Raw genomic sequence first — 24,742 nt, 5'->3', positions numbered from 1 at the left:
GGCGGCGGCGGTGTCTGGGCAACGAGCGGGTCGGGGGAGAGGTCCTCGCGGTGCGCCCAGCTCGACACCAGACGCACCGGGTTGACGGTGAGCGGGGTGCTGTCCTCCCAGCGTTCGTGGAACGTCGTCTCCACGTCGTGCACGCCGGGGCCCTGGATCGCCACCTGGACGTCGTGCCACGGCGGGGTGGGGCCGTATGCCTTGGCGAGCTCCACGGGTTGAGGGTCGCCGTGGTGGGCGTGGTCGTCGCGCCGGCCATGGCACAGGTCGATGCCACCGAGGTAGGCGATGTCGCGGGTGGGGTCCTCGGCGTACCGGATGACCACGAACTTCTGGTGGTGGGCACCCCGGGTCCGCACCCGCATGTCTCGCAGGCACTGCCCGCCGGCCTCACCGATCTCGTCGCCGAGATAGCGGTGCCGGTGGGCACTGAAGCCGAAGCGATGCCAGTGGGACCGCCACAGCAGACCACGTACGTCGACGCCGCGGTGGCATGCCGCGACCAACGTGGCGTTGAGGGTCGACGCAGGGTCGTCGGTGAGCAGCTGGTCCGGGTCGCCTTGCCAGTCGGCGAAGTAGAGACGGTCCCCGGCGCCGAGGCCGGTGATGCGCTCGTGGAGCTCCTCGAAGTAGGGCCGACCGTGGACGATGGCTCGCACCGTGTTGCCGCAGCTCCACGCCGTTCCGTCGCCGCGAACGTCGTCGATTCGGGTGTGCGGGTTCTCGCGCTCCCGGCTGGTCAGGAGCCATGCGCGCACATCCACGGCAGTCATCTTGTCGGCCGTGTCAAGGACGTGACGTGCCGGTGGCCRCCTCCCGGCACCGGACACCGGCAGTGCAAGGATGCCGCCATGGACACCCTCGGCGTCTCCCGCTGGCGCCGGCTCACGCGTGCGGTCGTCTACGCCGTTGTCGTCGCGGTCCCTCTGGGGGTGCTGGCGTTCCTCATCCGCACCAAGTACGACCCGCTGGTGGTCCTCGACCAGGACATCATCGTTGCCGCCACCGACTACACGCGCGGGCACCCACGGTTCGGGTCCTTCGTCGAGACCTGGGAGATGGTCAGCCAGCCGTGGGTGATGTACGTGTTCGTGGGTCTGCCGGTGAGCCTCTACGTCTGGTTCGGCAAGCACCTGAGGACGCGGGCCTGGTGGGCGCTGGCGACGATGACTGCCGGCTGGGCCGTGGCGGTCGTGCTCAAGCTCCTCGTACGCCGTGCGCGTCCCGAGATCGACGACCCGATCGCCCCGCACGCCGGATTCTCGTTTCCCTCCGGTCACGCCACCAACAACGCGATCGTCGTCACCGTGGTCGTCCTGCTGGTCTGGCATCTCGTCGGTACCCGCGTACGAGGGCTGCTGATCGGCCTCGGTGCGGCCTGGGTGCTCGTGACCTGTGCCGACAGGCTCTTTGCGGGTGCCCACTTCCTGTCCGACGTCACGGCCGGCGTGCTGCTCGGCTGCGGGCTGACACTCGCGTCCTACGCGGGCTACATGGGCTGGACTCCACCCGACCCCACCGACAGCACGACGAAAGGTTCACACTGATGGCGTTCCTCACCCGCTGGCAGGACGACACGTCCCGACCCACCGCCAAGCAGGCCGGCCGTGACCTGGCGGTCCGCGCCCTGGCCCCCATGGTCGTGTGGTGGCTGGCCGTGCTCGCCATGGGCTGGCTGCTCACCGGCGGCCCGCTCAAGGACCTCGGCGTCTCCGAGGAGAGCGTCAACAAGAGCCTGGAGTCGTCACGCACGACGTTCTGGGACTCGGTCACGCTCTTCTTCTCGTGGACAGGCGCGACGGTCAGCATCGTCGGGGTGTGCCTGGTCGTGGTCGCGCTGGTCTGGTGGCGGACCAAGCAGTGGTGGTACGCGGTCGTACCCCTCATCGCGATCAGCCTCCAGGCGCTGGTCTTCTTCTTCACCACGCTCCTCATCGACCGCGAGCGCCCCGATGTCGAGAAGCTGGACGACTCGCCGCCGACCTCGAGCTTCCCGAGCGGGCACACCGGTGCCGCGACCGGGCTCTACTTCACGCTGGYGCTGATGGCGCTGCGGATCCCGAACCCGGTGCTGCGCAGGGTGGTGGTCGGCGTGTGCCTGGCGATCCCGTTCCTCGTCGGCACGGCGCGGCTCTATCGCGGCATGCACCATGTCAGCGACGTGATCGTGGCCATGGTCAACGGCATGGTCGCGGTCGCACTCGCGTGGTGCTGGTTGCGCCGTGGCGCCGGTACCGATGCCGGCACCGACACGGACGCAGATGCCGTGGGTCAGACGCGCGCGTAGCGGGCGCGCGCGAAGGAGTACACGCCGTAGGCCGCCAGGCCGAGCGCGATRCCGAGCAGGATGACCATCCCGGCCGGAAGGTCCTGCATCGATCGGAGYGCGCCGTCCATGCCGGTGACCTCACCCGCATGCTGCTGGATCGCAGCCGTGATGAAGAGGACGCCCACGGCCGCAAGCGCGATGCCCTTGCCGATGTAGCCGACCTTGGCGACGACGACCACGGCCCTGCCCGGGTGCTCCTGCAGGTCCCCGAGGAACTTCTCCTGCCAGCCCTTGTACACGTGGTAGCCGGCGATGCCGATGATGGCGACCCCGACCAGACCGACGAGGAACCGCCCTGCCGGCGCCTCCATCAGGGTGACCGTGAAGTCCTTGGTCTGCTTGTTGCTCGACGTGTGACCGCCGGAGGCGAAGACGGCAGAGGTCCAGGCGAGCGCGGCGTACAGGACGAGCTTGCCGCCGGCCTTCGCCTTGTCGAACGCCTTGTGCCGGGTGATGAGCTCGGTCAGCTGCCACACGGCGAGCAGGGCGAACCCGACCGCGATCACCCAGAGCAGGACCTGCCCGAACGGCTCCTGCGCGAGTGTCGCCAGCGCCCCCGACTGGCTCGCCTGCCTGCTGGCCCCGCCCACGGCGATGTCTGCGGTCAGGTACGCCAGCAGCAGGTGCAGGACGCCGCTCGCGCCGTAGCCGACGCGTGCTCCCCACTCGACCACGGGATGGTCACCGGTCTTTTCTGCCGCGTTGTTCGCGGACCCGCCCATGTTGCCGGCTCGATCGCTGATGCTGTTCATGATTCCTCCCTCGCCCACCGGTCCTCACCGGACCGCCGCCGCGAAGCATCGCAGACGCCGTGACAGGGTACGCGCGTGAATGCCACAGGTTCTTCAATCACCGTCATCGTCAACCCGATGAAGGTCGCGATCGCTGATGTCCGCACGGTTCTCGAGGACGCCGCCACCGCGGCCGGCATCGGGGCGCTGACACTGGTCGAGACGACCGAGGAGGACCCCGGCTTCGGTCAGGCCCGGCAGGCCGTGCGCGACGGCGCCGGCATGGTGTGCGTCCTCGGGGGCGACGGCACRGTGCGGGCGGTGGCGCAGGAGCTCGTGGGCACCGGCGTCGCGTTGGGTCTGCTCCCGGGCGGTACCGGGAACCTGTTGGCCCGCAACCTCGGGCTCCCGGTCGACTCCCTGGCCACCGCGGCCGTCGCGGCGTTCTCCGGCCAGGACCGCACGATCGATGTCGGATGGATGGTCGTCGACCCCGACCAGGGCCAACGCAGTGGTGACCTGCACACCGGCGCCGACAACGTCCACTGCTTCACCGTCATGGCCGGAGTCGGCTTCGACGCCCAGATCATGGATGGCGCCCCCGAGGGCGTGAAGGACAAGGTCGGCTGGGCGGCCTACGTCACCAGCGGTGGCGCGCACCTGGGCGACGACCCCTTCGAGCTCGACCTGGTCGTGGACGGGCGCGCGGGCGAGCCTTGCACGGCCCGCACGGTCGTGGTCGGCAACTGCGGCGAGCTCACCGGAGGCATGGTGCTGCTGCCCGATGCCGAGGTCGATGACGCCCAGCTGGACGTGGCCGTCGTCAGCCCCGAGAACCTGACCCAGTGGATCGGGGTAGCCGCCCGAGTGCTGACCAACCGCGGCGACGGGCCCTCGCTCCAGCGCCACCGGGGCAGTGACCTCACCGTGCGGGTCGACCCGCCACAGCTGTGCGAGGTCGACGGCGACGTCCTGACCGCGGCGGGCCGGCTGCGCTTCGTGGTACAGCCAGCGTCCCTCGTGGTCCGCGTCGGACCGGACAGCGCCTGAGGGCGGGGACTCTGGGAGGGCCCTGGCTCGCTTCTGCGCGTGAATCAGCGGTAGTTGGTGAACTGGACCGCGAAGTCGTAGTCCTGCGCCTTCACGAGCGCCTGCACCGCCTGCAGGTCGTCGCGCTTCTTCGACGACACCCGCAGCTCGTCGCCCTGGACCTGCGCCTTCACGCCCTTGGGGCCCTCGTCGCGGATCAGCTTGCCGATCTTCTTGGCGTCCTCGGAGGTGATCCCCTCCTTGAGCGCGATCGAGATCTTGGACTGCTGCCCGGACGCCCGCGGCTCGGAGGCGTCGAGGATCTTGAGGCTCTGGTTGCGCTTGATGAGCTTGTCCTTGAAGACGTCGAGCACCGCGGTCGCGCGGTCGTCGGCGGACGCGGTGATCTCGATCGCCTGCTCGCCCTGCCACTCGATGGTGGCGCCCGTGCCCTTGAAGTCGAAGCGGGTCGCGATCTCCCGCGCCGCCTGTCCCAGCGCGTTGTCGACCTCCTGACGGTCCAGCTTGCTCACGATGTCGAAGCTCGAGTCGGCCATGGGTCCCTCCGGTTTCTCCTGTAGGTGCGACAGACGCTATCCTCTCGTGCTGTTGATCCCCACAGGGGTGACGCACTGGCAGATTGCCCGAGCGGCCAATGGGAGCGGACTGTAAATCCGTCGGCTTACGCCTTCGAAGGTTCGAATCCTTCATCTGCCACACACGAACGGCCGGACCCGCACGGGTCCGGCCGTTCTGCTGTCCCTCAGAGGGTGCAGGTGTTGAGCAGGTCGCCGTCGGCGGGTCGCGGCCGGAAGCCGTCGGCAGGCGGTGCCACCCCGTCCTCCACCCAGGCGGTCAGCAGGTCGAACGCGTCGCGGGCGCAGGGGAGCAGCGGCCGCAGCCGGTCGGGGTAGGCCGTGTAGAGGCCGTCGGTGTGCGTGCCGTCCTCGACCAGGTAGTAGCGGTGGAGCCGGCCGCTGCCGGCCCGGTCGACCAGCGCGTCGTACACGTCGGAGTCCACGGCCGGGGGCAGCAGCGTGTCCAGGGAGCCGTGCACGGTGATCATCGGCCGCCGGATGCGGCCGGTGAGCGAGATCGACCGCATGGCGTCCTTCACCGACCTCGGACGCGACGCGTAGTCGTAGTCCGCGTCGCACGACGGCGTCCCGCTGGCGCAGAACGGCACCCCGGCGTCCAGCGCGCCGTCCCACGTGGGGTCGAGCTCCTCGCGGTAGATCCGCTGGGTCAGGTCCCAGTAGTAGGAGTGGTGGAACGGCCAGAGGAACTCCGACCCGGGCGCGAAGCCGGCGCCGATGATCGCGTCGTGGGCGGCCTGGTCCCCGGTCGCGGCGTACGCCGGGTAGTTCTTGAGTGCCGTCGGCAGGAAGGTGAACAGGTTCGGGCCCTCGGCGCGGAAGAGGGTGCCCTCCCAGTCGAGGCCGCCGTCGAAGAGCTGCGGGTTCTTCTCCAGCTGCCAGCGCGTCAGGTAGCCGCCGTTGGAGATGCCGGCCATGTAGGTGCGCTCGGGCTGGCTGCCGTACGCCTGGCGAGCCACGCGCTTGGTGGCGCGGGTGAGCTGGGTGACCCGCTGGTGCCACTCGCGGATCGAGCCGCCGGGGGTCGAGCCGTCGCGGTAGAACGCCGCCCCGGTGTTGCCCTTGTCGGTCGAGGCGAAGGCGTAGCCCTTGCTCAGCACCCAGTCGCTGATGATGAAGTCGTTCGCGTACTGGCCGCGCACGCCGGGCGCTCCGGTGACCACCACCCCGCCGTTCCACTCCTCGGGGAGCCGGATGACGAACTGGGCGTCGTGGTTCCAGCCGTGGTTGGTGTTGGTGGTCGAGGTGTCGGGGAAGTAGCCGTCGACCTGGATGCCCGGGACGCCGCTCGGGTTGCGGGTGCCGGCGGCGTGCAGGCCGTTCCAGTCGGCCTGGTTGGTGTGGCCGGAGGCGACCGTGCCGGCCGTCGTGAGGTCGTCGAGGCAGGCCGAGACCTGGAGCTCGGCACCCTTGACCGTGAGGGCGTCGTGGTCGGCGCACCAGCCCGGTCCGGTGGGGTCGGGGTGGGGCGCGCGGTCGGCCGTGCCGGCGGAGGCGGTGCCGGCCGGGCTGACGGCCAGCGCGCCTGCGGCGAGCACGACGAGGGCTGTCGCCCGGGCGAGGAGGTGCGGAAGAGGGGTCATGCAGCCCACTGTCGTGACCGACGTCACGTCACGACAATGTGGCCTCCTCACACATCGGACCGCCCCGCGTGTGGCCCGGGCACCGGGGGCAGACTGGCGCTCGTGAGCAGCCTCCAGATCCACGACATCGGTCGCCGCCGGGCGTGGGCCGTCTGGGTGGTGGCCCTCTCGGTCTACGTGCTCGCGGTCTTCCACCGCAGCTCGCTGGGTGTCGCCGGACTGCTCGCCGCGGAGCGCTTCCACATCAACGCCACCAGCCTGGCGACCTTCACCGTCCTCCAGCTCGTCGTGTACGCCGCGATGCAGGTGCCGGTGGGCGTCATGCTGGACCGCTACGGGTCCCGGGCGATGCTCCTGGTGGGACTGGCGCTGATGACCGTCGGCCAGCTGGTCTTCGCCTTCACCACCTCGTTCGGCGGCGCCGTCCTCGCGCGGGCCGTGCTCGGGGCCGGCGACGCGATGATCTTCGTGAGCGTGATCCGACTGGTCTCCGTGTGGTTCCTGGTGCGCCAGGCCCCGGTGATCACCCAGCTCACCGGTCTCGTCGGCCAGATGGGGGCGATCGTCGCGGCCGCGCCGCTCGCCTTCCTGCTCGACCGACTGGGGTGGACGGGTGCCTTCGGGCTCGTGTCGAGCGTGGGGATCGTGCTGCTCGTGGCCGTCGCCCTGCTGATCAAGGACTCGCCGTACCAGCGCGAGGAGGTCGTCCAGGTCAAGCTGCGCGCCCTCGCCCAGTCCGTGCGCATCCTGTGGGGCAACCCCGGCACCCGGCTGGGCATGTGGTCACACTTCACCTCCCAGTTCGCCGTCACGGTCTTCGCCCTGCTGTGGGGCTACCCGTTCCTGGTGCAGGGGCTCGGGTGGTCGGAGGCCGCGGCGAGCACCCTGCTGATGGTGATGACGGGGTGCGCGGTGGTCAGCGGGCTGGGCCTGGCCCGCCTCGTCGGCCGCCTGCCCTACTGGCGCTCGTGGATCGTCCTGGGGGTCGTCGCCTCGATGGTCGTCCCCTGGACGGTGGTGCTCGTCTGGCCCGGCCCCGCCCCCGCGTGGATCGTGGTCGTCATGGCCTGTGCGACCGCGACCGGCGGGCCCGCCTCGATGGTCGGCTTCGACCTCGCCCGCACCTTCAACCCCGTGCAGGCCATCGGCCGTGCCAACGGCCTGGTCAACGTGGGCGGCTTCACCGCCTCGCTGCTGGCGATGGCCCTGATCGGGGTCGTCCTCGACCTCGTCGAGCCGGGCGGCATGGACGCCTACACCCTCGACGACTACCGCCTCGCGCTGTCGGTGCAGTACCTGTTCTGGGGGCTCGGCGTGGTGCAGGTCCTGCGCTACCGGCGCCGGGCGCTGGCCCACCTCGCCCGCGTGCACCCGGGAGCCACCGAGCAGATGAGGGCCGGGCGTCCGTTCGTGCACCCCGGGATCGGGACCGAGGGAGTCTGAGGATTTGTCGGGGGGCCGGACCAATCCGGTGATGCGGGTCACTCCGAAGCAGGCACAACCGTCGAGCGACGGTGTCCGCCGAAGAAGGGTCCCACCATGCGTCCTCCCTCCATGCGCCTCCCCTCCGTGCGTCGTCCCTCGCCGTCGATGGCCGTCTCCGTCATGGCCCTGGTGGTCGCGTCGACCGGCACGTCGTACGCCACCGGGCTGATCGGCTCCGACGGCATCCGGAACGACTCGATCAAGTCGGTGGACGTCAAGGACAACAACCTCAAGGGGCGCGACGTCAAGAACGGCTCCCTGGGCTCCATGGACATCCGCGACAAGTCGCTGAAGTCGCGGGACTTCGCGGACGGCCAGCTCCCGGCAGGGGCGCAGGGTCCCGCCGGCGTCGGCCGCTGGGCGCTGGTGGACGCGACCGGTGCGATCGTGGCCCAGTCCGGCGGGTTCGCCGTGACCGCCGCCTACCCGACGCTCGCCCCGATGGGCGCCGACGTCAACGGCCTGCGCGCCAACGGCAACGTCTACATCAACGCCGGGGAGGACCTCGCCGACAACGGCGTCCTGGCCGTCGTGGCGCTCCAGAACACCGTCGACCAGAACGGCGACACCGTCACCAACGGCCGCGCCACCGGAGCCGACGCCAACCCCGAGTTCTCCGGTGAGATCTCGGCGGCCATGTGCCAGCCCGGCGTCGTCAACTGCGCACCCCCCGGCACCGGCAACACCAGCCACCTCGTGGTGAGCCCCCGCCTCAGCGACGGCGGCGTGACCACCCCCGACAACCGCAAGCGCTTCTACGTCGTGGTGACCGGCGACTCCAGCGACCGCCCCTGAGACCCACGGGCGGCGGGGCGTGGCCGGGGGGTCTACGTCCCGTCGCCCGTGTTGAACGGCGACGTCTTGCCGGAGGCCAGCTCCACCGCCTCCGCGAGGTCGAGCGACTCCAGGGCGTCGCGGATGTCGACGCCCAGCCCGGTGACCTCGGGACCCGCGACCAGGGGCACGATCGTGTGCACCAGCCGGTCGTCGTACGCATGGACCATCGTGAAGGACTGTCCACCGTCGACGCCCGAGACGAACCGGTCCACCGGTGCCGGGTCGGAGGTGTAGCAGGACGCCGAGGCCACCGAGACAGGGACGCCGGCGAAGGTCGACCACGTCGAGAAGTGCAGGTGCCCGGCCAGGACGCCGCGCACGTCGGTGCCCTCGACCACCGCCGCGAGGCGGTCCTGGTCGTGCAGCTCGATCAGCTCGGCCGCGCGCAGCATCGGCAGCGGGAGCGGCGGGTGGTGCATCGCGAGCAGGGTGCCGTGCGGGGCCGGCGTCGCCAGCACGTCGGCCAGCCACGCCAGCTGCCCGTCGGACAGGTCGCCGTGGTGGTAGCCCGGGACGCTCGTGTCCAGCGCCACGATCCGCAGCCCGTCCACCTCGTGGACCCGGTCCTGGGGACCGTCGTCGTCGGAGCCGAACAACCCTCGGGCGTACGGCGCCCGCTCGTCGTGGTTGCCCATCGTCCAGACGACCGCCGCTCCCATCGCCTCGGCAGCCGGCTCGACGAGGGCACGCAGGCGCGCGTAGGCCTCGGGCTCGGCCTTGTCGGCGAGGTCGCCGGTGAAGACGAGCGCCCGGGGCGGCGGGTCGACGGCGGCGAGCCGGTCGAGGGCCCGGACCAGCCCGGCCTCGGTGTCGACGGCGCCGAACTGCAGCCGTCCGTGCGCCAGCAGGTGCGGGTCGGACAGGTGGGCGACGGTGTGCCGGGGCGGTGGGTGCTGGCCGAGCTGCTTCACGTCCCCACGCTAGCCGTACTCGGCAGGGACGTCGGTGACACGGCGTCCAGCCGCTCGCCCCCTGCGTGGGCGTCACGGTCCTTCCCTGGACGTGTGGACGCCCGGAATGCCGGCCGCTGCCGCGGCAACGAATCGCGCCCCCGGTGCGTCGTACGGGTGAAGACACGAGGGGAGATCTCGGATGGACCCGTACGACGAGCACGCCGACCGCCCACGACCCTCCTCACGGCTGCGCGCTCCGCTGCTGGTGGCGGTCGCGGCCGCGCTGGCGCTCGGCATCCCGGCGCTGGTGGTCAGCCAGCATGGCGACGACGAGCCGGAGCCGGCGGCGCGCTCGACCGGCACGCCGACCACGATGGCGCCGGCGGACGACGACTCCGTCTCCGAGGCCCCGCCGACCATGCCCTTCGTCATCGACGGCCGGCTCACCGTCGGCGGGGAGCGGGTGCCGGGCGAGTTCGACTCCGTGGAGTTCCGCGACGACGTCTGGATCGCGCACGCGCGGGACGGCTCGTGGTGGTCGGGCGGCCCCGGCCTCGATCCCGGCCCCATCGGTGCCGAGCTCGAGCAGCCCCCGGTGATCTCCCCCGGAGGCGGGTTCGTGGCCCTCGTCGACGTCAGCGACGGGAAGGCCCGACTGAGCGGCTTCGACACCCAGCCGGCCGGCGAGGGCTTCGGGCAGGCACCGATCGACCTGCCGCGCACCGAGGACGGCGTCCCGATCCGGGTCCGCGCGGTGACCGACGACGGCGACATCGTCGTGCAGGGCCGCCGCACCAGCCTGGTGTGGCGCGCGCAGGTCGGCGACCAGCGCACGGTCATCGACCTCGCCGAGACGGCGCCCGACCAGCAGGTCCTGGCCGCAACGCCCGCCGGCCTGCTCGTCGTCGACGGCATGGACTCCGACCCGCAGAGCGTCGAGCCCTACCTCGCCGACCTCTCGACCGACGGCCGTCTCGAGCGCACCGCCGCGATCCCGAGGTACGACGACCTGGGGATCAGCCCGGGAGGCACCTGGCTGCTGTTCTCGCCGCCCGGCACCCTCGGCGGCGAGGTCTCCGCGGTCGACACGCTCACCACCCTGCCGGTCGCGGGCGGCGACGAGGTCGTGCTGCGCGCACCCGAGGGCGGAGGCTTCGCGGTGGGGACCTGGGCGTGGGAGGACGACCGGACGCTGGTCGCGGTGCTGCTGCCCGACGGCGACCTGCCCCCGCTGCCGGTGCGGTGCGACGTGACCCTCGCGGAGTGCCGCGCCCTGGCACTCCCCGGGGCCGAGGTGCGGGCCTACTCGCCGGGGTCGACGCTGGACGCCCTTCTCGCGGCCGCCGCCGCCCGCGACCGGGGCAGCCTGCTGGACCCCGCGGTCGTCGACGACGCGGAGTGGGACCTGCTGGTCGGCTTCGCCGACGGCCGTGGCGGCGAGGTCACCGGCTGCCGTGACAACGGCGAGGGTACCCAGGACTGCGAGATCGCCTTCGAGGCCGCGCCGGAGGCGACCCACTACGCGATCGTGGAGCCCGCCGACACCGACTACGGGTGGCGGGTCTCCTACGCCGGCACCGCACACGACTGAGTCCCGGCCCGCCACCCTCAGCCGTCCTGAGCGGCCACTCGATACCGTCTGGCGCCGGAGCGGTCGCCGGGCTCAGCGGGCAGGCACGACGCGCCCGGTCACCTCGCCCAGCGCGATCCGACCGCCCGCCGTGCCGGGGGCGGTGTAGCGCAGCGTGACCACGTCGCCGTCCTCGAGGAAGGTGCGCTCGCGTCCGGCGACGGTGAACGGCTCCTGGCCGCCCCAGCTCAGCTCGAGCAGCGAGCCGCGCTCGTCGACGCCGGGGCCCGAGATGGTGCCCGAGGCCCACAGGTCGCCGGTGCGCACGGTGGCGCCGTTGACGGTGGTGTGGGCGAGCATCTGGGCCGGGGACCAGTACATCGAGGCGTACGGCGGTCGGGAGACGACCTCGCCGTCCAGCACCACCTCGACCGCGATGTCCAGCCCCGCCGGGCCGTCGACGCGCAGGTAGTCGAGGGGCTCGGGGTCCTGGCCCGGCAGGTCGGTCCACGCGGCGTCCAGCGCGGCGAGCGGGGTCACCCAGTGGCTGATCGAGGTGGCGAACGACTTGCCGAGGAAGGGGCCGAGGGGGACGTACTCCCACGCCTGCACGTCGCGCGCCGACCAGTCGTTGAGGCCCACGACCCCGAACGTGTGCGCGGCGAAGTCGGCGGTCGACACCCGCTCGCCGAGCTGCGTCGGGGTGCCGACCACGAAGCCCAGCTCGGCCTCGATGTCGAGGCGCCGGCTCGGCCCGTAGGTCGGAGCGTCCTCGGCGGGCGCCTTGCGCTGGCCGCAGGGGCGGACGATGTCGGTCCCGGACGGCACGACGGTGCCCGCGCGGCCGTGGTAGCCGACCGGCAGGTGCTTCCAGTTGGGGAGCAGCGGCTCCTGGTCGGGGCGGAAGATCCGGCCCACGTTCGAGGCGTGGTGCCGTGATGCGTAGAAGTCGACGTAGTCACCCACCTCGACCGGCAGGTGCAGCTCCACGGCCGACAACGGGTGCACGTGCGGGGCGGTGCGGGCCTCGTGCACGTCATTGGCGAGGACCTCGGTGATCCACCCCCGGGCGATCGCCCACTGCTCGGCGCCCATCGCCATGAAGGCGTTGAGGCTCGGCGTCCGCCACGCCGCCGCCAGGGCGGAGGCGCGGTCGCCGATCTCCGCGACCGGGGCGAGGTCGAGCACGTGGTCGCCGATGCGCACCCCCACCCGTGGGCCGTCGCCCTCGAGCGAGAAGACGCCGTACGGCAGGTTGTCGAGGTCGAAGAGCGAGCCGGCGGCGCCCTCCACCCAGGTGGTGGTCGAACCGGTCATGAGGGCTGCTCCGTCGTGTCGGGGGAGTGGGAGTCGGGCGGGAGGAGGCCGAGCGAGCGCAGGTCGGCGACCGGCTCGTCGATCGAGCAGGTGCCGAACGAGGCGAACCAGCGCCGGGCACGCGTGACGGCCTCCTCGGTGACCTCGAGCCGCTCGGCATCGCGCTCCTCGAGCAGGGCGACGGTCTCGTCGCGCGCGGCGCCGTCGAAGGCGGCGACGGTGGCGAGCAGGACGTTGAGGAAGCCGTGCTGCTCGAAGCCCTCGGCCGAGGTGTGGCGCACGGCGTGGTGCAGTCCCGCGGTGCACTTGAAGGGCAGCTCCCGGTCCAGCGCGGCGTCGATCCAGGCGGCCAGGCGGCCGGCGGTGGGGAAGAGGTGGGCCTCGAGGCCACCGGTGCGCAGCTTGAGCCGCAGCTCGGCGGCCGCGACCTCGTCGGCCGCCGCCTCCCACCCGTAGGACACCTCGCCCTGCGGCAGCTCGACGTACACCGCGACGTCGTCGTCGAGCACGCCCTCGGCGCGGGCGTGGTCGAGCGCTGCGACCACCCGGCGGGCGTTGCCGGCCAGGTCGTCCGGGTCGCGCAGCGCGATCTCCAGGCCGGCCACCGGTAGGCCGAGGCGGGACGCGGCACCGAGCGGCCCGGCGACCTGGCCGGCCCCTCCGGTGACGACCACCGACAGCGGGTGGGCCATGCCGCGGACCAGCGGCAGGTCGGTGTCCTTGAGGACGAACGAGCCCAGCAGGTCGCCGTACGACGCGTCGCGGTGCCGACCGTGCGCGGCGGTGGCCTCGTGGAGCGGCACGTCGCCGGGCGGGAAGATCGCGGCGTCGTCGAGCAGGCCGGACCACGCGGACGAGGACATGACTGGTCGGGAGGGGGGCACGGCGCTACTCTAGCCACGAATCGTATAGCGGACGACCGCGTCCGTTTATCGGACGACATGCGATCGAGGACGAGGCGGACACGATGGCGCACTACCGGAGCACGGGCACGATCCCTGCGAAGCGGCACACGCAGCACCGCGACGCCGACGGGCGGCTCTACTTCGAGGAGCTGATGGGGGAGGAGGGCTTCTCCTCCGACTCCTCCCTGCTCTACCACCGCGGGGTGCCGTCGGCGCTGGTCGACAGCCAGGTGTGGGAGCTCGCGGACCAGTCCCGCACGCCCAACCACCCGCTCAAGGCGCGGCACCTGCGGCTGCACGACCTCGAGACCGGCGCCTGCCCCGTCGAGGGCCGGCGGCTCGTGCTGGGCAACAACGACGTCCGCATCGCCTACGTGCGCACCGGCACGGAGCCGTCGCCGCTCTACCGCAACGCCATCGGCGACGAGTGCGTGTACGTCGAGCAGGGCTCGGGCACCGTGGAGACCGTCTTCGGCGTGGTGGCCTACCGCGCCGGTGACTACGTGGTGGTCCCGCGGGCGACCACCCACCGGTGGGTGCCGGCCGAGCCGAGCCGCCTCTACGCCGTCGAGGCCAACAGCCACGTCCACCCACCCAAGCGCTACCTGTCGCGCTTCGGCCAGCTCCTCGAGCACGCGCCGTACTGCGAGCGGGACCTGCACGGTCCGGTCGACCTCGACGCCCTGAGCGAGCGCAGCGTCGGCCTCACCGACGTCGACGTGCTGGTCAAGCACCGCACGAGCGCCGGGATCGTCGGCACCCGGATGACCTACGCGACGCACCCCTTCGACGTCGTCGGCTGGGACGGCTGCCTCTATCCCTACACGTTCAACATCGACGACTTCATGCCCATCACCGGCAAGGTCCACCAGCCGCCGCCGGTGCATCAGGTCTTCGAGGGCCACAACTTCGTGATCTGCAACTTCCTGCCCCGCAAGGTCGACTACCACGAGCTCGCGGTGCCGGTGCCCTACTACCACTCCAACGTCGACAGCGACGAGGTCATGTTCTACGTCGGCGGCGACTACGAGGCGCGCAAGGGCTCGGGCATCAACCTGGGGTCGATCTCGCTGCACCCGGGCGGCTACGCCCACGGTCCGCAGCCCTCGGCGATCGAGGCGTCGTTGGGGGCCGACTACTTCGAGGAGTCGGCCGTCATGGTCGACACCTTCGCGCCKCTCGACCTCGGCGAGGGTGGCCGTGCCGTCGAGGACCCCGCCTACGCCTGGACGTGGGCGGGACGGGGCCCCGACGCCGACGGCACCGACGGCGGGCCGGCAGTGTTCAGCAACAGCTGATCAGGCGTACGCCGGGTAGTCCACGTAGCCGGCCGCGCCGCCGCCGTAGAAGGTCGAGCGGTCCTGCTCGTTGAGCGGCAGCGACTCCGCCAGCCGGCGCGGCAGGTCGGGGTTGGCGATGAACGTGCGGCCGAACGCCGCGGCGTCGATCCACCCACGGCGCAGCATCTCCTCCGCCTTGTCCCTGTCGTAGGCGCCGGCGCCGACGATCGTCCCGGCGTACGACGTCCGCAGCTCGTCGCGGAACGCGTCGGTGAGCGGCTCGCCCCCGGCCCAGTCGGGCTCGGAGAGGTGCAGGAAGGCGAGCCCCCGGGAGGAGAGCTCGCGGGCCAGGGCCAGCCCCGTCACGTCACCGTCCGGGTCCTCGAGGCCGTTGAAGGCGCCGATCGGGGAGATGCGGATGCCGACCCGGTCGGGGGACCAGGCCTCGGCGGCGGCGTCGACGACGGCGAGCGGCAGCCGGAGCCGGCCGGCGAGGTCGCCGCCCCAGCCGTCGGTGCGGGTGTTGACCGTCGAGCCGAGGAACTGGTGGAGCAGGTAGCCGTGGGCGCCGTGGATCTCGACGAGGTCGAAGCCGGCGTCGCGGGCGTTGCGGGTGGCGGCGGCGTAGTCCTCCACGAGCCGGGGCAGCTCGTCGGTCCGGAGCGCGCGCGGCGTCGGGCAGTCGGCACGGAAGACCGCACCGTCGGCGTCGACCAGGCTGGTCCGCGACCGGAACGGCCGGTCGGTCGCGGAGACGGGCAGGGCGCCGTCGTGCAGCGACTCGTGGTCGACCCGGCCGGTGTGCCAGAGCTGGGCGGCGATGAGGCCGCCCTCGGCGTGGACGGCATCGGTGACCGCGCGCCAGCCCTCGACCTGGGCGGGGCTGTGGATCCCGGGGGTGTCGGCGTACCCCTTGCCCTCCGGCGAGATCTGGGTGCCCTCGCTGATCACCAGTCCGGCGCTGGCGCGCTGGCGGTAGTAGTCGACCGCGTGCCGCGACGGCAGGTCGCCGGGCTGCTCGGCCCGCTGCCGCGTGAGCGGGGCCATGAAGATGCGGTTGCGGGCCGTGACGGCGCCGAGGTCCAGGGAGGAGAAGAGATCAGTCACGCCCGCCCCAACAGGTGGGTCCGGGGTCGCATTCCCCGGTGCGACCCCTGCGGGCGGTGTGCCGCGCACGGCGGCGAGGCAGGATGGGCCCGTGAGCCTTCTCTCCCAGCTTCGAGACGTGCCGGCCCGACTCCGCAACGAGTCACGCCAGGTCCCCACCCGCGACATCGACGAGTCGGAGGTCGAGGTCGAGTCGAGCGCCCACGCCGCCGCCGGTGCCACCGCCGTCGCCGTGGCCATGCGCCGGGCCATCGGCCAGATGGGCGTCCGTCGCACGGCCTCGACGCTGACCCGGTTGAACCAGGTCGACGGCTTCGACTGCCAGGGCTGTGCGTGGCCGGACCCTGCTCCCGGGCACCGGCACCCGGCCGAGTTCTGCGAGAACGGCGCCAAGGCGGTGGCCGAGGAGTCGACCAAGCAGCACCTCGACCGCGAGTTCTTCGAGACCCACTCGGTGGCGGACCTCGGCGAGCGCAGCGAGTACTGGCTCGGCAAGCAGGGACGCATCACCGAGCCGATGGTGCTGCGCCCGGGCGCCACGCACTACACGCCGATCTCGTGGGACGACGCGTTCGCGACCGTGGCCGGGCACCTGCGCCGTCTGGACCACCCCGACCAGGCGACGTTCTACACCTCCGGCAAGACCTCCAACGAGGCGGCGTTCGTCTACCAGCTCTTCGTGCGGGCCTTCGGCACCAACAACCTGCCCGACTGCTCCAACATGTGCCACGAGTCCTCGGGCTCCGCGCTCGTCGACACCATCGGGATCGGCAAGGGCTCGGTGAGCCTCGAGGACATCCACCAGGCCAAGCTGATCGTGGTCGTCGGCCAGAACCCGGGCACCAACCACCCGCGGATGCTGTCCGCGCTGGAGGAGGCCAAGTCCCGCGGTGCCCGCATCATCGCGATCAACCCGCTGAAGGAGGCGGGCCTGGTCCGCTTCAAGAACCCGCAACGTCCCAAGGGCCTCACCGTCGGGACCGCCCTGGCCGACCTGCACCTGCCGGTCCGCCTCAACGGGGACCTCGCGCTCTTCCAGGCGATCGGCTCGCTGCTGATCGAGTGGGACGCCGTGGACCGCGACTTCCTCGCCGAGTACACGACCGGCTACACCGAGTACGTCGCCCACGTCGCCGACCTCGACTGGGCCAAGGTGGAGGCCTCGACCGGGCTGACGCGGGAGCAGATCACCGAGGCCGCACGCATGTTCGCCGACTCCCCGGCCACGATCACCTGCTGGGCGATGGGCATCACACAGCACCACAACGCGGTGGGCACCATCAAGGAGATCGTCAACGTGGCGCTGCTGCGCGGCGACATCGGCAAGCCCGGCGCCGGGGTGTGCCCGGTGCGCGGCCACTCCAACGTGCAGGGCGACCGGACGATGGGCATCTGGGAGCGGGTGCCCGACCACTTCCTCGACTCCCTGCGCGACGAGTTCGGCTTCGAGCCGCCGCGCGAGCACGGCCTCGACACCGTCGGCTCCATCCAGGCGCTGCGCGACGGCAAGATCCGGGTGTTCATGGGCATGGGTGGCAACTTCGTCGGCGCCGCCCCCGACACCGAGGCGACCGAGGCCGCCATGCGCAACGCGGCCCTCACGGTGCACGTCTCCACCAAGCTCAACCGCTCGCACGTCGTGCACGGCGGGGAGGCGCTGATCCTGCCCGTCCTGGGACGCAGCGAGAAGGACCTCACCGGCGGCCGCGTCCAGCGCGTCACCGTCGAGGACTCCATGTCGGCCGTGCACGCCTCGCACGGTCCGCTCGAGCCGGCGTCGGAGCACCTGCGCTCCGAGGTCGACATCGTCTGCTCGCTCGCGCTGGCCACCCTGGGCGCGGACTCGCCGATCCCGTGGGCCGCCTTCCGCGACGACTACACCGAGATCCGCCGCCGGATCGCGCGCGTGGTGCCCGGCTGCGCGTCGTACGACGAGAAGGTCCACCAGCCCGGCGGCTTCGTGCTGCCGCACCCGCCGCGCGACAACCGGATCTTCGAGACCGAGGCCGGCAAGGCGGTCATCACCTCGACCCCGCTCGAGGTGCTCGAGGTGCCGCGCGGTCGGTTCCTGCTGCAGACGATGCGTTCCCACGACCAGTTCAACACCACGATCTACGGCCTCGACGACCGCTACCGCGGCGTGAAGGGCGGGCGTCGGGTCGTGTTCGTCCACCCCGAGGACATCCGCGATCTCGGCTACGCCGAGGGCGACGTCATCGACATCGTCAGCGAGTGGCGCGACGGTGTCGAGCGGATGGCGCAGTCCTTCCGCATCGTGTCCTACGACCAGCCGCGCGGCTGCGTGGCCGCCTACTACCCGGAGGCCAACGCGCTGGTGCCGCTCGAGTCGACCGCCGAGAAGAGCAACCAGCCGGTCTACAAGTCCGTGGTGGTCCGGCTCGACCGGCCGGGAGAGGCGGGCCAGGGCGAGGGCCCCTCGCACGGCTCCGCAGCCCAGAGCAGCGGCTCGCTCCGTGACGACGAGCCCCACCACCTCTCCTGAGCACGCGATGACCAACCCCGAGCGTGACCCCCACGAGCTGGCCCTCGTCGCCGGTGACACCTCCTGCGGCGTCGAGGTGCTGGCCCCGCGGGAGGTCCCGCTCGGCGGGCCACGGGCGATGACCGTGCGCCGTACCCTCCCGCAGCGCGGTCGCTCGCTGATCGGTGCGTGGTGCTTCGTGGACCACTACGGCCCCGACCTGGTGTCCGACACCGGGGGCATGAAGGTCGCCCCGCACCCGCACACCGGTCTGCAGACCGTGAGCTGGCTCTTCACCGGGGAGATCGAGCACCGCGACTCCGCCGGCCACCACGCGATGGTCCGTCCGGGCGAGGTCAACCTGATGACGGCCGGACGCGGCATCAGCCACTCGGAGGTCTCCACCCCGGGCACCTCCGAGCTGCACGGCGCCCAGCTCTGGGTGGCGCTGCCGGGGGACTCCCGTGACGTGGCGCCGGCCTTCGAGCACCACGCCCCCGACCCGGTCGCGGGGGACGGGTGGGAGGCCCGGGTCTTCCTCGGCTCCCTGCTCGGCACCACCTCCCCCGTCTCGACGTACACCCCGCTCCTCGGCGCCGAGCTCCTGCTCACCGCGGGGACCACGCTGGTCCTCGACGTCGACCCCGACTTCGAGCACGGGCTGCTGCTGGACCGCGGCGTCGCCACGATCGACGGGCAGGAGGGCAAGCCCTCGGAGCTCGTCTATGCGGCGCCCGGTCGTGACACGCTCGCCGTGGAGGCCCACGAGGACGTGCGGGCGCTGCTGCTGGGCGGACCACCGTTCGGCGAGTCCATCGTGATGTGGTGGAACTTCGTGGCCCGCACCCACGACGAGGTCGTCGGCCTCCGCGAGGAGTGGCAGGCGCAGGTCGACGACGTCACCGACAGCCAGGACGTGCGGCCGGGCCGGTACGGCGTCGTGGTCGGCGACCACCTGGCCCCGATCCCGGCCCCGGCGCTGCCCAACGCACGGCTGCGCGAGCGTAGCTAGGCGRCGCCTGCGCGAGCGCCGCTAGGCGTAGGGGAGCAGGGCCGCGATGTCGTCCGTGGGCGTCTTGAGCGGGACGCCGGCACCGATCGCCTGCAGGTTCCAACCCCCGTCGCTGCGGACCAGCCGGGCCATCACCAGGCCGGTCTCGCGCACGCCGAGGGTGAGGGTGAAGCGGGCCAGCTCGGTGCCCGCGTCGTCGACGAGCCGGCAGTAGGCGTTGCGGATGAACTCCAGGGTGTGGCCCTGGTAGCTGCTGACCAGGAAGACGATCGAGTCGACCTTGTCGTAGACCTTGGTGAGGTCGACGGTGATCACCTCGTCGTCACCCTCACCCCGCCCGGTCGTGTTGTCCCCGAGGTGCACCACCGAGCCGTCGCGGGTGGCGAGGTGGTTGAAGAAGGCCAGGTCGAACAGCGCACCTCCCGCGAACTGGACCGCCGACGCGTCCAGGTCGACCGGGGCCGCCCCGGAGCCCGCGAAGCCGCCGGTGTGCACGTGCTCCCAGCCGACGCCCATCCGCAACCGGACCAGGGGGTTCTCCCCGGCGGTGGCCAGCGCCAGCTCCTGCCCCTCGGTCAGCTCGATCACGTCGCGTCCTCCCGGCCTGCGGTGCTGGTCACCGCGATGCGCACGAAACTACTCTCCACTCATGACCGATGAGCAGAACGACCAGGACTTCCAGGACTTCAGCGGCCTGCGGGCGGTCTACCTCAACGGCACCCTCAAGCCGAGCCCGTCCCCGAGCCACACCGACGGCCTCATCGAGGTGAGCGCCGCGATCATGCGCAAGCACGGGGTGCACGTCGACGTCGTCCGCGCCGTCGACCACGACATCGCCCCGGGCGTCTACCCCGACATGACGCAGCACGGCGCCGCGAAGGACGACTGGCCGCAGCTGTGGGAGATCGTGAGGGCGGCCGACATCATCGTGCTGGCCGGGCCCATCTGGCTCGGCGACAACTCCAGCGTGACCAAGCGCGTGGTGGAGCGGCTCTACGCGATGTCCGGGGAGCTCAACGACCGGGGCCAGTACGGCTACTACGGCACGGTGGGCGGCTGCCTCATCACCGGCAACGAGGACGGCATCAAGCACTGCGCGAGCAACCTGCTCTACAGCCTCCAGCACCTGGGCTGCACGATCCCGCCCAACGCGGACGCGGGCTGGATCGGCGAGGCCGGACCGGGCCCGTCGTACCTCGACGAGGGCAGCGGGGGCCCCGAGAACGACTTCACCAACCGCAACACGACGTTCATGACGTGGAACCTCATGCACGCCGCGCGGCTCCTCGGCGGCGGGTTCCCCTCGGGCGGCAACAGCCGCAAGGCGTGGGACGCGGGGGCGCGCTTCGACTTCGAGAACCCTGAGTACCGGGCCTGAGGTCCGCTACGACCTGAGTCACCCGCTGACTCAGGTCCCACCGCGCGGTGCGACCTGAGTCAGCCGATGACTCAGGTCGCACCGTGCGCGTATCGGTGCCGTGCGCGAGGATGACGCCATGGCCGCACCCGTGATCGGAGACGACGGACTCGCGCGCTGCCCCTGGGCGGCGGGCGACCCCGTCAACCGGACCTACCACGACACCGAGTGGGGGCTGCGGGTCGTCGGCGAGGCGGCGCACCTCGAGCGACTCACCCTCGAGGCGTTCCAGTCGGGGCTCTCGTGGCTGACCATCCTCAACAAGCGCGAGGCCTTCCGCGAGGTCTTCGCCGGCTTCGACGCCGACGTCGTCGCGGCGTACGACGAGTCCGACGTGGAGCGCCTGATGGCCGAGCCCCGGATCGTGCGCAACCGTCGCAAGGTCGAGGCGGCGATCACCAACGCGCGGGCGACGGTGGCCCTGCGGGAGCAGGGCGGGCTGGAGGCCTTCATCGCCTCGTTCCGTCCCGCCGCGACCCCGGCGCCAGACGACACCGCCGAGATGGCGACCACGTCGCCCGAGTCCCTCGCCCTCAGCAAGGCGCTCAAGAAGGCGGGCTTCGCCCACGTCGGGCCGACCACCATGTATGCCCTGATGGAGGCCATCGGCCTGGTCGACGACCACCTCGTCGGCTGCCACCGGCGAGGCGCCAGCGGCGTCTGGTCCTGAGCCGGCTCAGCCCAGGCTGGCGGCCTGCGCGGCGAGCGCGCAGACCCGGTCCCAGTCACCGGCCGCCAGCGCGTCGGCCGGGGTGAGCCACGAGCCGCCGACGCAACCGACGTTGGGGAGCGCGAGGTACGACGCCGCGGTGGCCGCCGTGATGCCGCCGGTGGGGCAGAAGCGCGCGGCCGGCAGCGGGGCGGCGATGGACCTCAGGTAGGCCGCACCCCCCGAGGCCTCGGCGGGGAAGAACTTCATCTCGGTGAAGCCCGCCTCGAGGACGGCGAGGGCCTCCGAGACCGTCGCCGTGCCTGGCAGGAAGGGGAGCCCGGAGTCGGCCATCGCCGCGAGCAGCGTCGGGGTCGAGCCGGGGGAGACGAGGAACTGCGCGCCCGCGTCCCGCGCCTGCTTCACCTGGCCGGGCGTCACCACGGTGCCGGCGCCGACGAGGATCTCCGGCACCTCGGCCGCGATCGCCGCGACGGCGTCGAGCGCGACCGGCGTGCGCAGGGTCAGCTCGATGACCGGCAGCCCGCCCCTGGCCAGGGCCCGCGCGACCGGGACCGCGTGGTCCAGGTCCTCGATGACGACGACCGGGACGACCGGGACCAGGGACAGCAGGGACTCAGACGTGCTGGACAACGGGGGCCTCCTCGGTGGGGGCGGGCAGGGGACGGATGACGCTGGCACCGGTCTCGGCGGTGCCGACGATGGCCCGGAAGCCGGAGAACAGCTCGCGGCCGGTGCCGGCCCACTCCACGTCGTGCGGCGCACGACCGGTGGCCTCGCGTCGGTCGAGGTCGGCGTCGGTGAGGTCCACCTCGAGCAGCCCGGTCTCCGCGTCGACGGTGACCAGGTCGCCGTCGCGCACCCGGGCGAGCGGCCCGCCGAGGGCGGCCTCCGGGGTCACGTGGATCGCGGCCGGCACCTTGCCGGACGCACCCGACATCCGGCCGTCGGTGACGATGGCGACGCGCCGGCCCCGGTCCTGCAGGACGCCGAGGGCGGGCATCAGCTTGTGCAGCTCGGGCATGCCGTTGGCCGCCGGGCCCTGGTAGCGCACCACGGCGACGAGGTCGCGATCGTCGAGGTGTCCCTCGGCGAAGGCCGCGAGGAAGTCCGCCTGGTCGTCGAAGACCATCGCGGGCGCGRTGACGACCCGGTGCTCGGGCTTGACCGCGGAGGTCTTGATGACCGCGCGGCCCAGCCGACCCGAGAGCATCCGCAGGCCGCCGTCGGGGGCGAAGGGGTCGTCGGCCGGGCGCAGCACCGAGGTGTCCAGCGAGGTCTTCGGGCCCTCCTCCCACACGACCCGCGCCGTGTCACCCGTGCCGTCGAGCCGGGCCTCACGGGTGTGCCGCCACAGGCCGCGGCCCGAGACGGTGAGCACGTCGTCGTGGAGGTAGCCGTGCTTGAGCAGGGTGTGGATCAGGAACGGCGTCCCGCCCGCGGCCACGAAGTGGTTGATGTCCGCGGTGCCGTTCGGGTAGATCCGGGTCAGCAGCGGCACGGCTGCCGACAGGTCCGACAGGTCGTCCCAGGTGAGGGTGATGCCGGCGGCGGCCGCCATCGCCACCAGGTGCATCGTGTGGTTCGTCGAGCCACCCGTGGCGAGCAGCGCCACGCAGGCGTTCACGATCGCCTTCTCGTCGACCAGGTGCCCGACGGGGGTGGGCTCGCCGCCGGCGGCCGTGATCGCCACGGCCCGCTCGCCGGCCGCGCGGTCCAGCGCGGCGCGCAGCGGGGTGCCCGGGTTGACGAAGGTCGCGTCGGGCAGGTGCAGGCCCATCACCTCCATCAGCATCTGGTTGCTGTTGGCGGTGCCGTAGAACGTGCACGTGCCCTGCGAGTGGTACGACTGCGACTCGGCCTCGAGCAGCTCCTCGCGCCCGACCTTGCCCTCGGCGTACAGCTGGCGCACGCGCGCCTTCTCGCCGTTGGGCAGCCCGGACGTCATCGGCCCGGCCGGCACGAAGACGGTGGGCAGGTGGCCGAAGGACAGCGCCCCGATGAGCAGGCCGGGCACGATCTTGTCGCAGACGCCGAGCAGCATCGTCGCGTCGAACATGTCGTGCGAGAGGGCGACCGCGGTCGACATCGCGATGAGGTCGCGGCTGAAGAGCGAGAGCTCCATGCCGGCGCGGCCCTGGGTGATGCCGTCGCACATGGCGGGGACGCCGCCGGCGAACTGTGCCAGGCCCCCGGCGCGGACGATGGACCTCTTGAGCACCTCCGGGACGTCGCGGAAGGGCTGGTGGGCCGAGAGCATGTCGTTGTACGACGACACGATGGCCACGTTGGGCTTGCGGCCCGAGCGGAGACCGGACTTCACCGGCTCGTCGGAGGCGGCGAAGCCGTGCGCGAGGTTGGCACAGGCCAGCCTGCCCCGGGCCGGGCCGCTGGCGGCGGCGGCGTCGATGCGGGCCAGGTAGGCGGTGCGGGTCACGGCGCTGCGCTGCGCGATGCGCGCGGTCACCGCCGCGACGACGGGCTGGATGCTCTGGGTGGTCATTCGGTCTCCTGCCAGGATCGGCCGTCACGCGTCAGGAGCGTGTCGGCGGCAACGGGTCCGTGCGTGCCGGCGGGGTAGCGCCGCGGGCGGTGGGTGGGCTGCGACCAGCGGTCGAGGATCGGGGCCACCCAGGCCCAGGCCGCCTCGACCTCGTCGCGGCGCATGAACAGCGTGGTGTTGCCCCGGACGACGTCCATGAGGAGCCGCTCGTAGGCGTCGGGCGAGCGACCGCCGAAGGCGGTGGCGTAGCTCAGGTCGAGCGAGACCGGGCGCAGCCGGATGCCGCCGGGGCCGGGCTCCTTGGCCGTCATGTGCAGGCGCATGCCCTCGTCGGGCTGGACCCGGATGTGCAGCCGGTTGGGCTCGGTGGGCCCTTCGCTGTGGGGGAACATCGGGTGCGGCGGCTCCTTGAAGACCACCACGATCTCCGAGACCCGCTCCGCCATCCGCTTGCCGGTGCGCAGGTAGAACGGCACGCCCGCCCACCGCCAGTTCTGCACCTCGGTGCGCAGCGCCACGAAGGTCTCGGTGCGGCTGTCCTGGCCGACCTCGTCGGCGTACGACGGGGCCAGGACCCCACCGCTGAGCCCGGCGGCGTACTGGCCGGCGACGACGTCGTGGTCGACCAGCTCGGGGGTCAGCGGGCGCAGGGCCTGGAGGACCTTGAGCTTCTCGTCACGGACCGTCTCGCGGTCGACGTACGTCGGGGGCTCCATCGCCACGAGGCACACCAGCTGGAGCAGGTGGTTCTGCACCATGTCGCGCAGCGCGCCGGAGCGGTCGTAGTACGAGCCGCGCTCGCCGACCCCCAGCGACTCCGAGACGGTGATCTGGACGTGGTCGACCCAGTGGCTGTTCCACAGCGGCTCGAGGAACGTGTTGGCGAAGCGGGTGACGAGGAGGTTCTGGACGCTCTCCTTGCCGAGGTAGTGGTCGATGCGGAAGATGTGCGACTCGTCGAAGACCCGGCCCACGGCCTCGTTGATCGTCCGGGCC

The 24,742-nt window shown here is 72.0% G+C and carries 22 protein-coding genes, 1 tRNA gene and 1 pseudogene; 12 read left to right on the top strand and 12 right to left on the bottom strand.

What is annotated here, in order from left to right:
• Positions 1-773: pseudogene (locus ACXJKL_RS00920) on the bottom strand (phospholipase); the annotation flags it as partial.
• Positions 774-851: 78 nt separating this feature from the next.
• Here ACXJKL_RS00920 and ACXJKL_RS00915 point away from each other — a divergent pair.
• Both ACXJKL_RS00915 and ACXJKL_RS00910 read left to right on the top strand, forming a co-directional pair.
• Positions 852-1,547: a phosphatase PAP2 family protein gene (locus ACXJKL_RS00915; RefSeq protein ID WP_457205162.1), complete on the top strand. Its 696-nt coding sequence runs from the start codon at positions 852-854 to the stop codon at positions 1,545-1,547.
• Positions 1,547-2,287 carry a phosphatase PAP2 family protein gene (locus ACXJKL_RS00910; protein ID WP_457205161.1) on the top strand — a complete coding sequence of 247 codons (741 nt, stop codon included), beginning with the start codon at positions 1,547-1,549 and terminating at the stop codon, positions 2,285-2,287. Before ACXJKL_RS00915 ends, ACXJKL_RS00910 begins: the two co-directional genes overlap by 1 nt.
• On the opposite strand, the gene ACXJKL_RS00905 is transcribed toward ACXJKL_RS00910, so the two are convergent.
• Positions 2,272-3,081 (bottom strand): DUF1206 domain-containing protein, encoded by an 810-nt coding sequence (locus ACXJKL_RS00905; protein WP_457205160.1) that lies wholly within the window; start codon positions 3,079-3,081, stop codon positions 2,272-2,274. The two genes, ACXJKL_RS00910 and ACXJKL_RS00905, sit on opposite strands and share 16 nt — an antisense overlap.
• A 75-nt stretch (positions 3,082-3,156) precedes the next feature.
• Between ACXJKL_RS00905 and ACXJKL_RS00900 the strand changes: the two genes are divergently transcribed.
• Entirely contained in the window at positions 3,157-4,110 is a 954-nt protein-coding gene (locus ACXJKL_RS00900; protein ID WP_457205159.1) for a diacylglycerol/lipid kinase family protein, read from the top strand.
• Positions 4,111-4,154: 44 nt separating this feature from the next.
• On the opposite strand, the gene ACXJKL_RS00895 is transcribed toward ACXJKL_RS00900, so the two are convergent.
• Positions 4,155-4,646 (bottom strand): YajQ family cyclic di-GMP-binding protein, encoded by a 492-nt coding sequence (locus ACXJKL_RS00895; RefSeq protein WP_056887594.1) that lies wholly within the window; start codon positions 4,644-4,646, stop codon positions 4,155-4,157.
• Between the two features lie 77 nt (positions 4,647-4,723).
• Between ACXJKL_RS00895 and ACXJKL_RS00890 the strand changes: the two genes are divergently transcribed.
• Positions 4,724-4,806 (top strand) — tRNA-Tyr (locus ACXJKL_RS00890).
• Positions 4,807-4,852: 46 nt separating this feature from the next.
• Here the strand turns inward: ACXJKL_RS00890 and ACXJKL_RS00885 are convergent.
• Entirely contained in the window at positions 4,853-6,268 is a 1,416-nt protein-coding gene (locus ACXJKL_RS00885; protein WP_457205158.1) for a tannase/feruloyl esterase family alpha/beta hydrolase, read from the bottom strand.
• Positions 6,269-6,370: 102 nt separating this feature from the next.
• Here ACXJKL_RS00885 and ACXJKL_RS00880 point away from each other — a divergent pair, with 102 nt between their 5' ends.
• Positions 6,371-7,711: an MFS transporter gene (locus tag ACXJKL_RS00880; RefSeq protein ID WP_457205157.1), complete on the top strand. Its 1,341-nt coding sequence runs from the start codon at positions 6,371-6,373 to the stop codon at positions 7,709-7,711.
• A 96-nt stretch (positions 7,712-7,807) separates the two neighbouring features.
• Entirely contained in the window at positions 7,808-8,548 is a 741-nt protein-coding gene (locus tag ACXJKL_RS00875; RefSeq protein ID WP_457205156.1) for a hypothetical protein, read from the top strand.
• A 32-nt stretch (positions 8,549-8,580) separates the two neighbouring features.
• Here the strand turns inward: ACXJKL_RS00875 and ACXJKL_RS00870 are convergent, their stop codons facing one another.
• Positions 8,581-9,501 (bottom strand): metallophosphoesterase, encoded by a 921-nt coding sequence (locus ACXJKL_RS00870; protein WP_457205155.1) that lies wholly within the window; start codon positions 9,499-9,501, stop codon positions 8,581-8,583.
• Between the two features lie 181 nt (positions 9,502-9,682).
• Here ACXJKL_RS00870 and ACXJKL_RS00865 point away from each other — a divergent pair, with 181 nt between their 5' ends.
• A complete protein-coding gene (locus ACXJKL_RS00865) occupies positions 9,683-11,074 on the top strand; it encodes a hypothetical protein (protein WP_457205154.1) in 1,392 nt (463 codons plus the stop codon).
• Between the two features lie 72 nt (positions 11,075-11,146).
• Here ACXJKL_RS00865 and fahA read toward each other — a convergent pair whose 3' ends face one another.
• Both fahA and ACXJKL_RS00855 read right to left on the bottom strand, forming a co-directional pair.
• Positions 11,147-12,370 (bottom strand): fumarylacetoacetase, encoded by a 1,224-nt coding sequence (gene fahA / locus ACXJKL_RS00860; RefSeq protein WP_457205153.1) that lies wholly within the window; start codon positions 12,368-12,370, stop codon positions 11,147-11,149.
• Positions 12,367-13,254 carry a hypothetical protein gene (locus ACXJKL_RS00855; protein WP_457205152.1) on the bottom strand — a complete coding sequence of 296 codons (888 nt, stop codon included), beginning with the start codon at positions 13,252-13,254 and terminating at the stop codon, positions 12,367-12,369. Before ACXJKL_RS00855 ends, fahA begins: the two co-directional genes overlap by 4 nt.
• 83 nt (positions 13,255-13,337) lie before the next feature.
• Between ACXJKL_RS00855 and ACXJKL_RS00850 the strand changes: the two genes are divergently transcribed.
• On the top strand, positions 13,338-14,573 hold the full coding sequence (locus ACXJKL_RS00850; protein ID WP_457205151.1) for a homogentisate 1,2-dioxygenase domain-containing protein: 1,236 nt from the start codon (positions 13,338-13,340) through the stop codon (positions 14,571-14,573).
• Here ACXJKL_RS00850 and nemA read toward each other — a convergent pair whose 3' ends face one another.
• On the bottom strand, positions 14,574-15,662 hold the full coding sequence (gene nemA / locus ACXJKL_RS00845; RefSeq protein WP_457205150.1) for an N-ethylmaleimide reductase: 1,089 nt from the start codon (positions 15,660-15,662) through the stop codon (positions 14,574-14,576).
• A 91-nt stretch (positions 15,663-15,753) separates the two neighbouring features.
• On the opposite strand from nemA, the gene ACXJKL_RS00840 reads away from it, so the two are divergent.
• Positions 15,754-18,165 carry an FdhF/YdeP family oxidoreductase gene (locus ACXJKL_RS00840; RefSeq protein ID WP_457205149.1) on the top strand — a complete coding sequence of 804 codons (2,412 nt, stop codon included), beginning with the start codon at positions 15,754-15,756 and terminating at the stop codon, positions 18,163-18,165.
• Positions 18,137-19,156, top strand: a complete 1,020-nt coding sequence (locus tag ACXJKL_RS00835; protein WP_457205148.1) for a pirin family protein — start codon at positions 18,137-18,139, stop codon at positions 19,154-19,156. The genes ACXJKL_RS00840 and ACXJKL_RS00835 overlap by 29 nt, the downstream gene beginning before the upstream one ends.
• Before the next feature lie 21 nt (positions 19,157-19,177).
• On the opposite strand, the gene ACXJKL_RS00830 is transcribed toward ACXJKL_RS00835, so the two are convergent.
• Positions 19,178-19,744 carry a TerD family protein gene (locus tag ACXJKL_RS00830; protein ID WP_457205147.1) on the bottom strand — a complete coding sequence of 189 codons (567 nt, stop codon included), beginning with the start codon at positions 19,742-19,744 and terminating at the stop codon, positions 19,178-19,180.
• Positions 19,745-19,805: 61 nt separating this feature from the next.
• On the opposite strand from ACXJKL_RS00830, the gene ACXJKL_RS00825 reads away from it, so the two are divergent.
• A complete protein-coding gene (locus ACXJKL_RS00825; protein WP_457205146.1) occupies positions 19,806-20,534 on the top strand; it encodes a flavodoxin family protein in 729 nt (242 codons plus the stop codon).
• A gap of 118 nt (positions 20,535-20,652) precedes the next feature.
• Entirely contained in the window at positions 20,653-21,243 is a 591-nt protein-coding gene (locus ACXJKL_RS00820) for a DNA-3-methyladenine glycosylase I (protein ID WP_457205145.1), read from the top strand.
• A gap of 6 nt (positions 21,244-21,249) precedes the next feature.
• On the opposite strand, the gene eda is transcribed toward ACXJKL_RS00820, so the two are convergent.
• The 3 genes from eda to zwf all read right to left on the bottom strand — a co-directional run.
• Positions 21,250-21,876: a bifunctional 4-hydroxy-2-oxoglutarate aldolase/2-dehydro-3-deoxy-phosphogluconate aldolase gene (eda, locus tag ACXJKL_RS00815; RefSeq protein ID WP_457205144.1), complete on the bottom strand. Its 627-nt coding sequence runs from the start codon at positions 21,874-21,876 to the stop codon at positions 21,250-21,252.
• A complete protein-coding gene (edd, locus tag ACXJKL_RS00810; RefSeq protein WP_457205143.1) occupies positions 21,860-23,746 on the bottom strand; it encodes a phosphogluconate dehydratase in 1,887 nt (628 codons plus the stop codon). Before edd ends, eda begins: the two co-directional genes overlap by 17 nt.
• On the bottom strand, positions 23,743-24,742 hold a 1,000-nt coding region (gene zwf, locus ACXJKL_RS00805), incomplete at its 5' end, for a glucose-6-phosphate dehydrogenase (protein ID WP_457205142.1). The genes zwf and edd, both read right to left, overlap by 4 nt.

This window comes from Nocardioides sp. P5_C9_2 (genome assembly GCF_054049555.1).
Note: the sequence above shows the minus strand (reverse complement) of the source record. Positions and strands in the feature narration are given on the sequence as shown.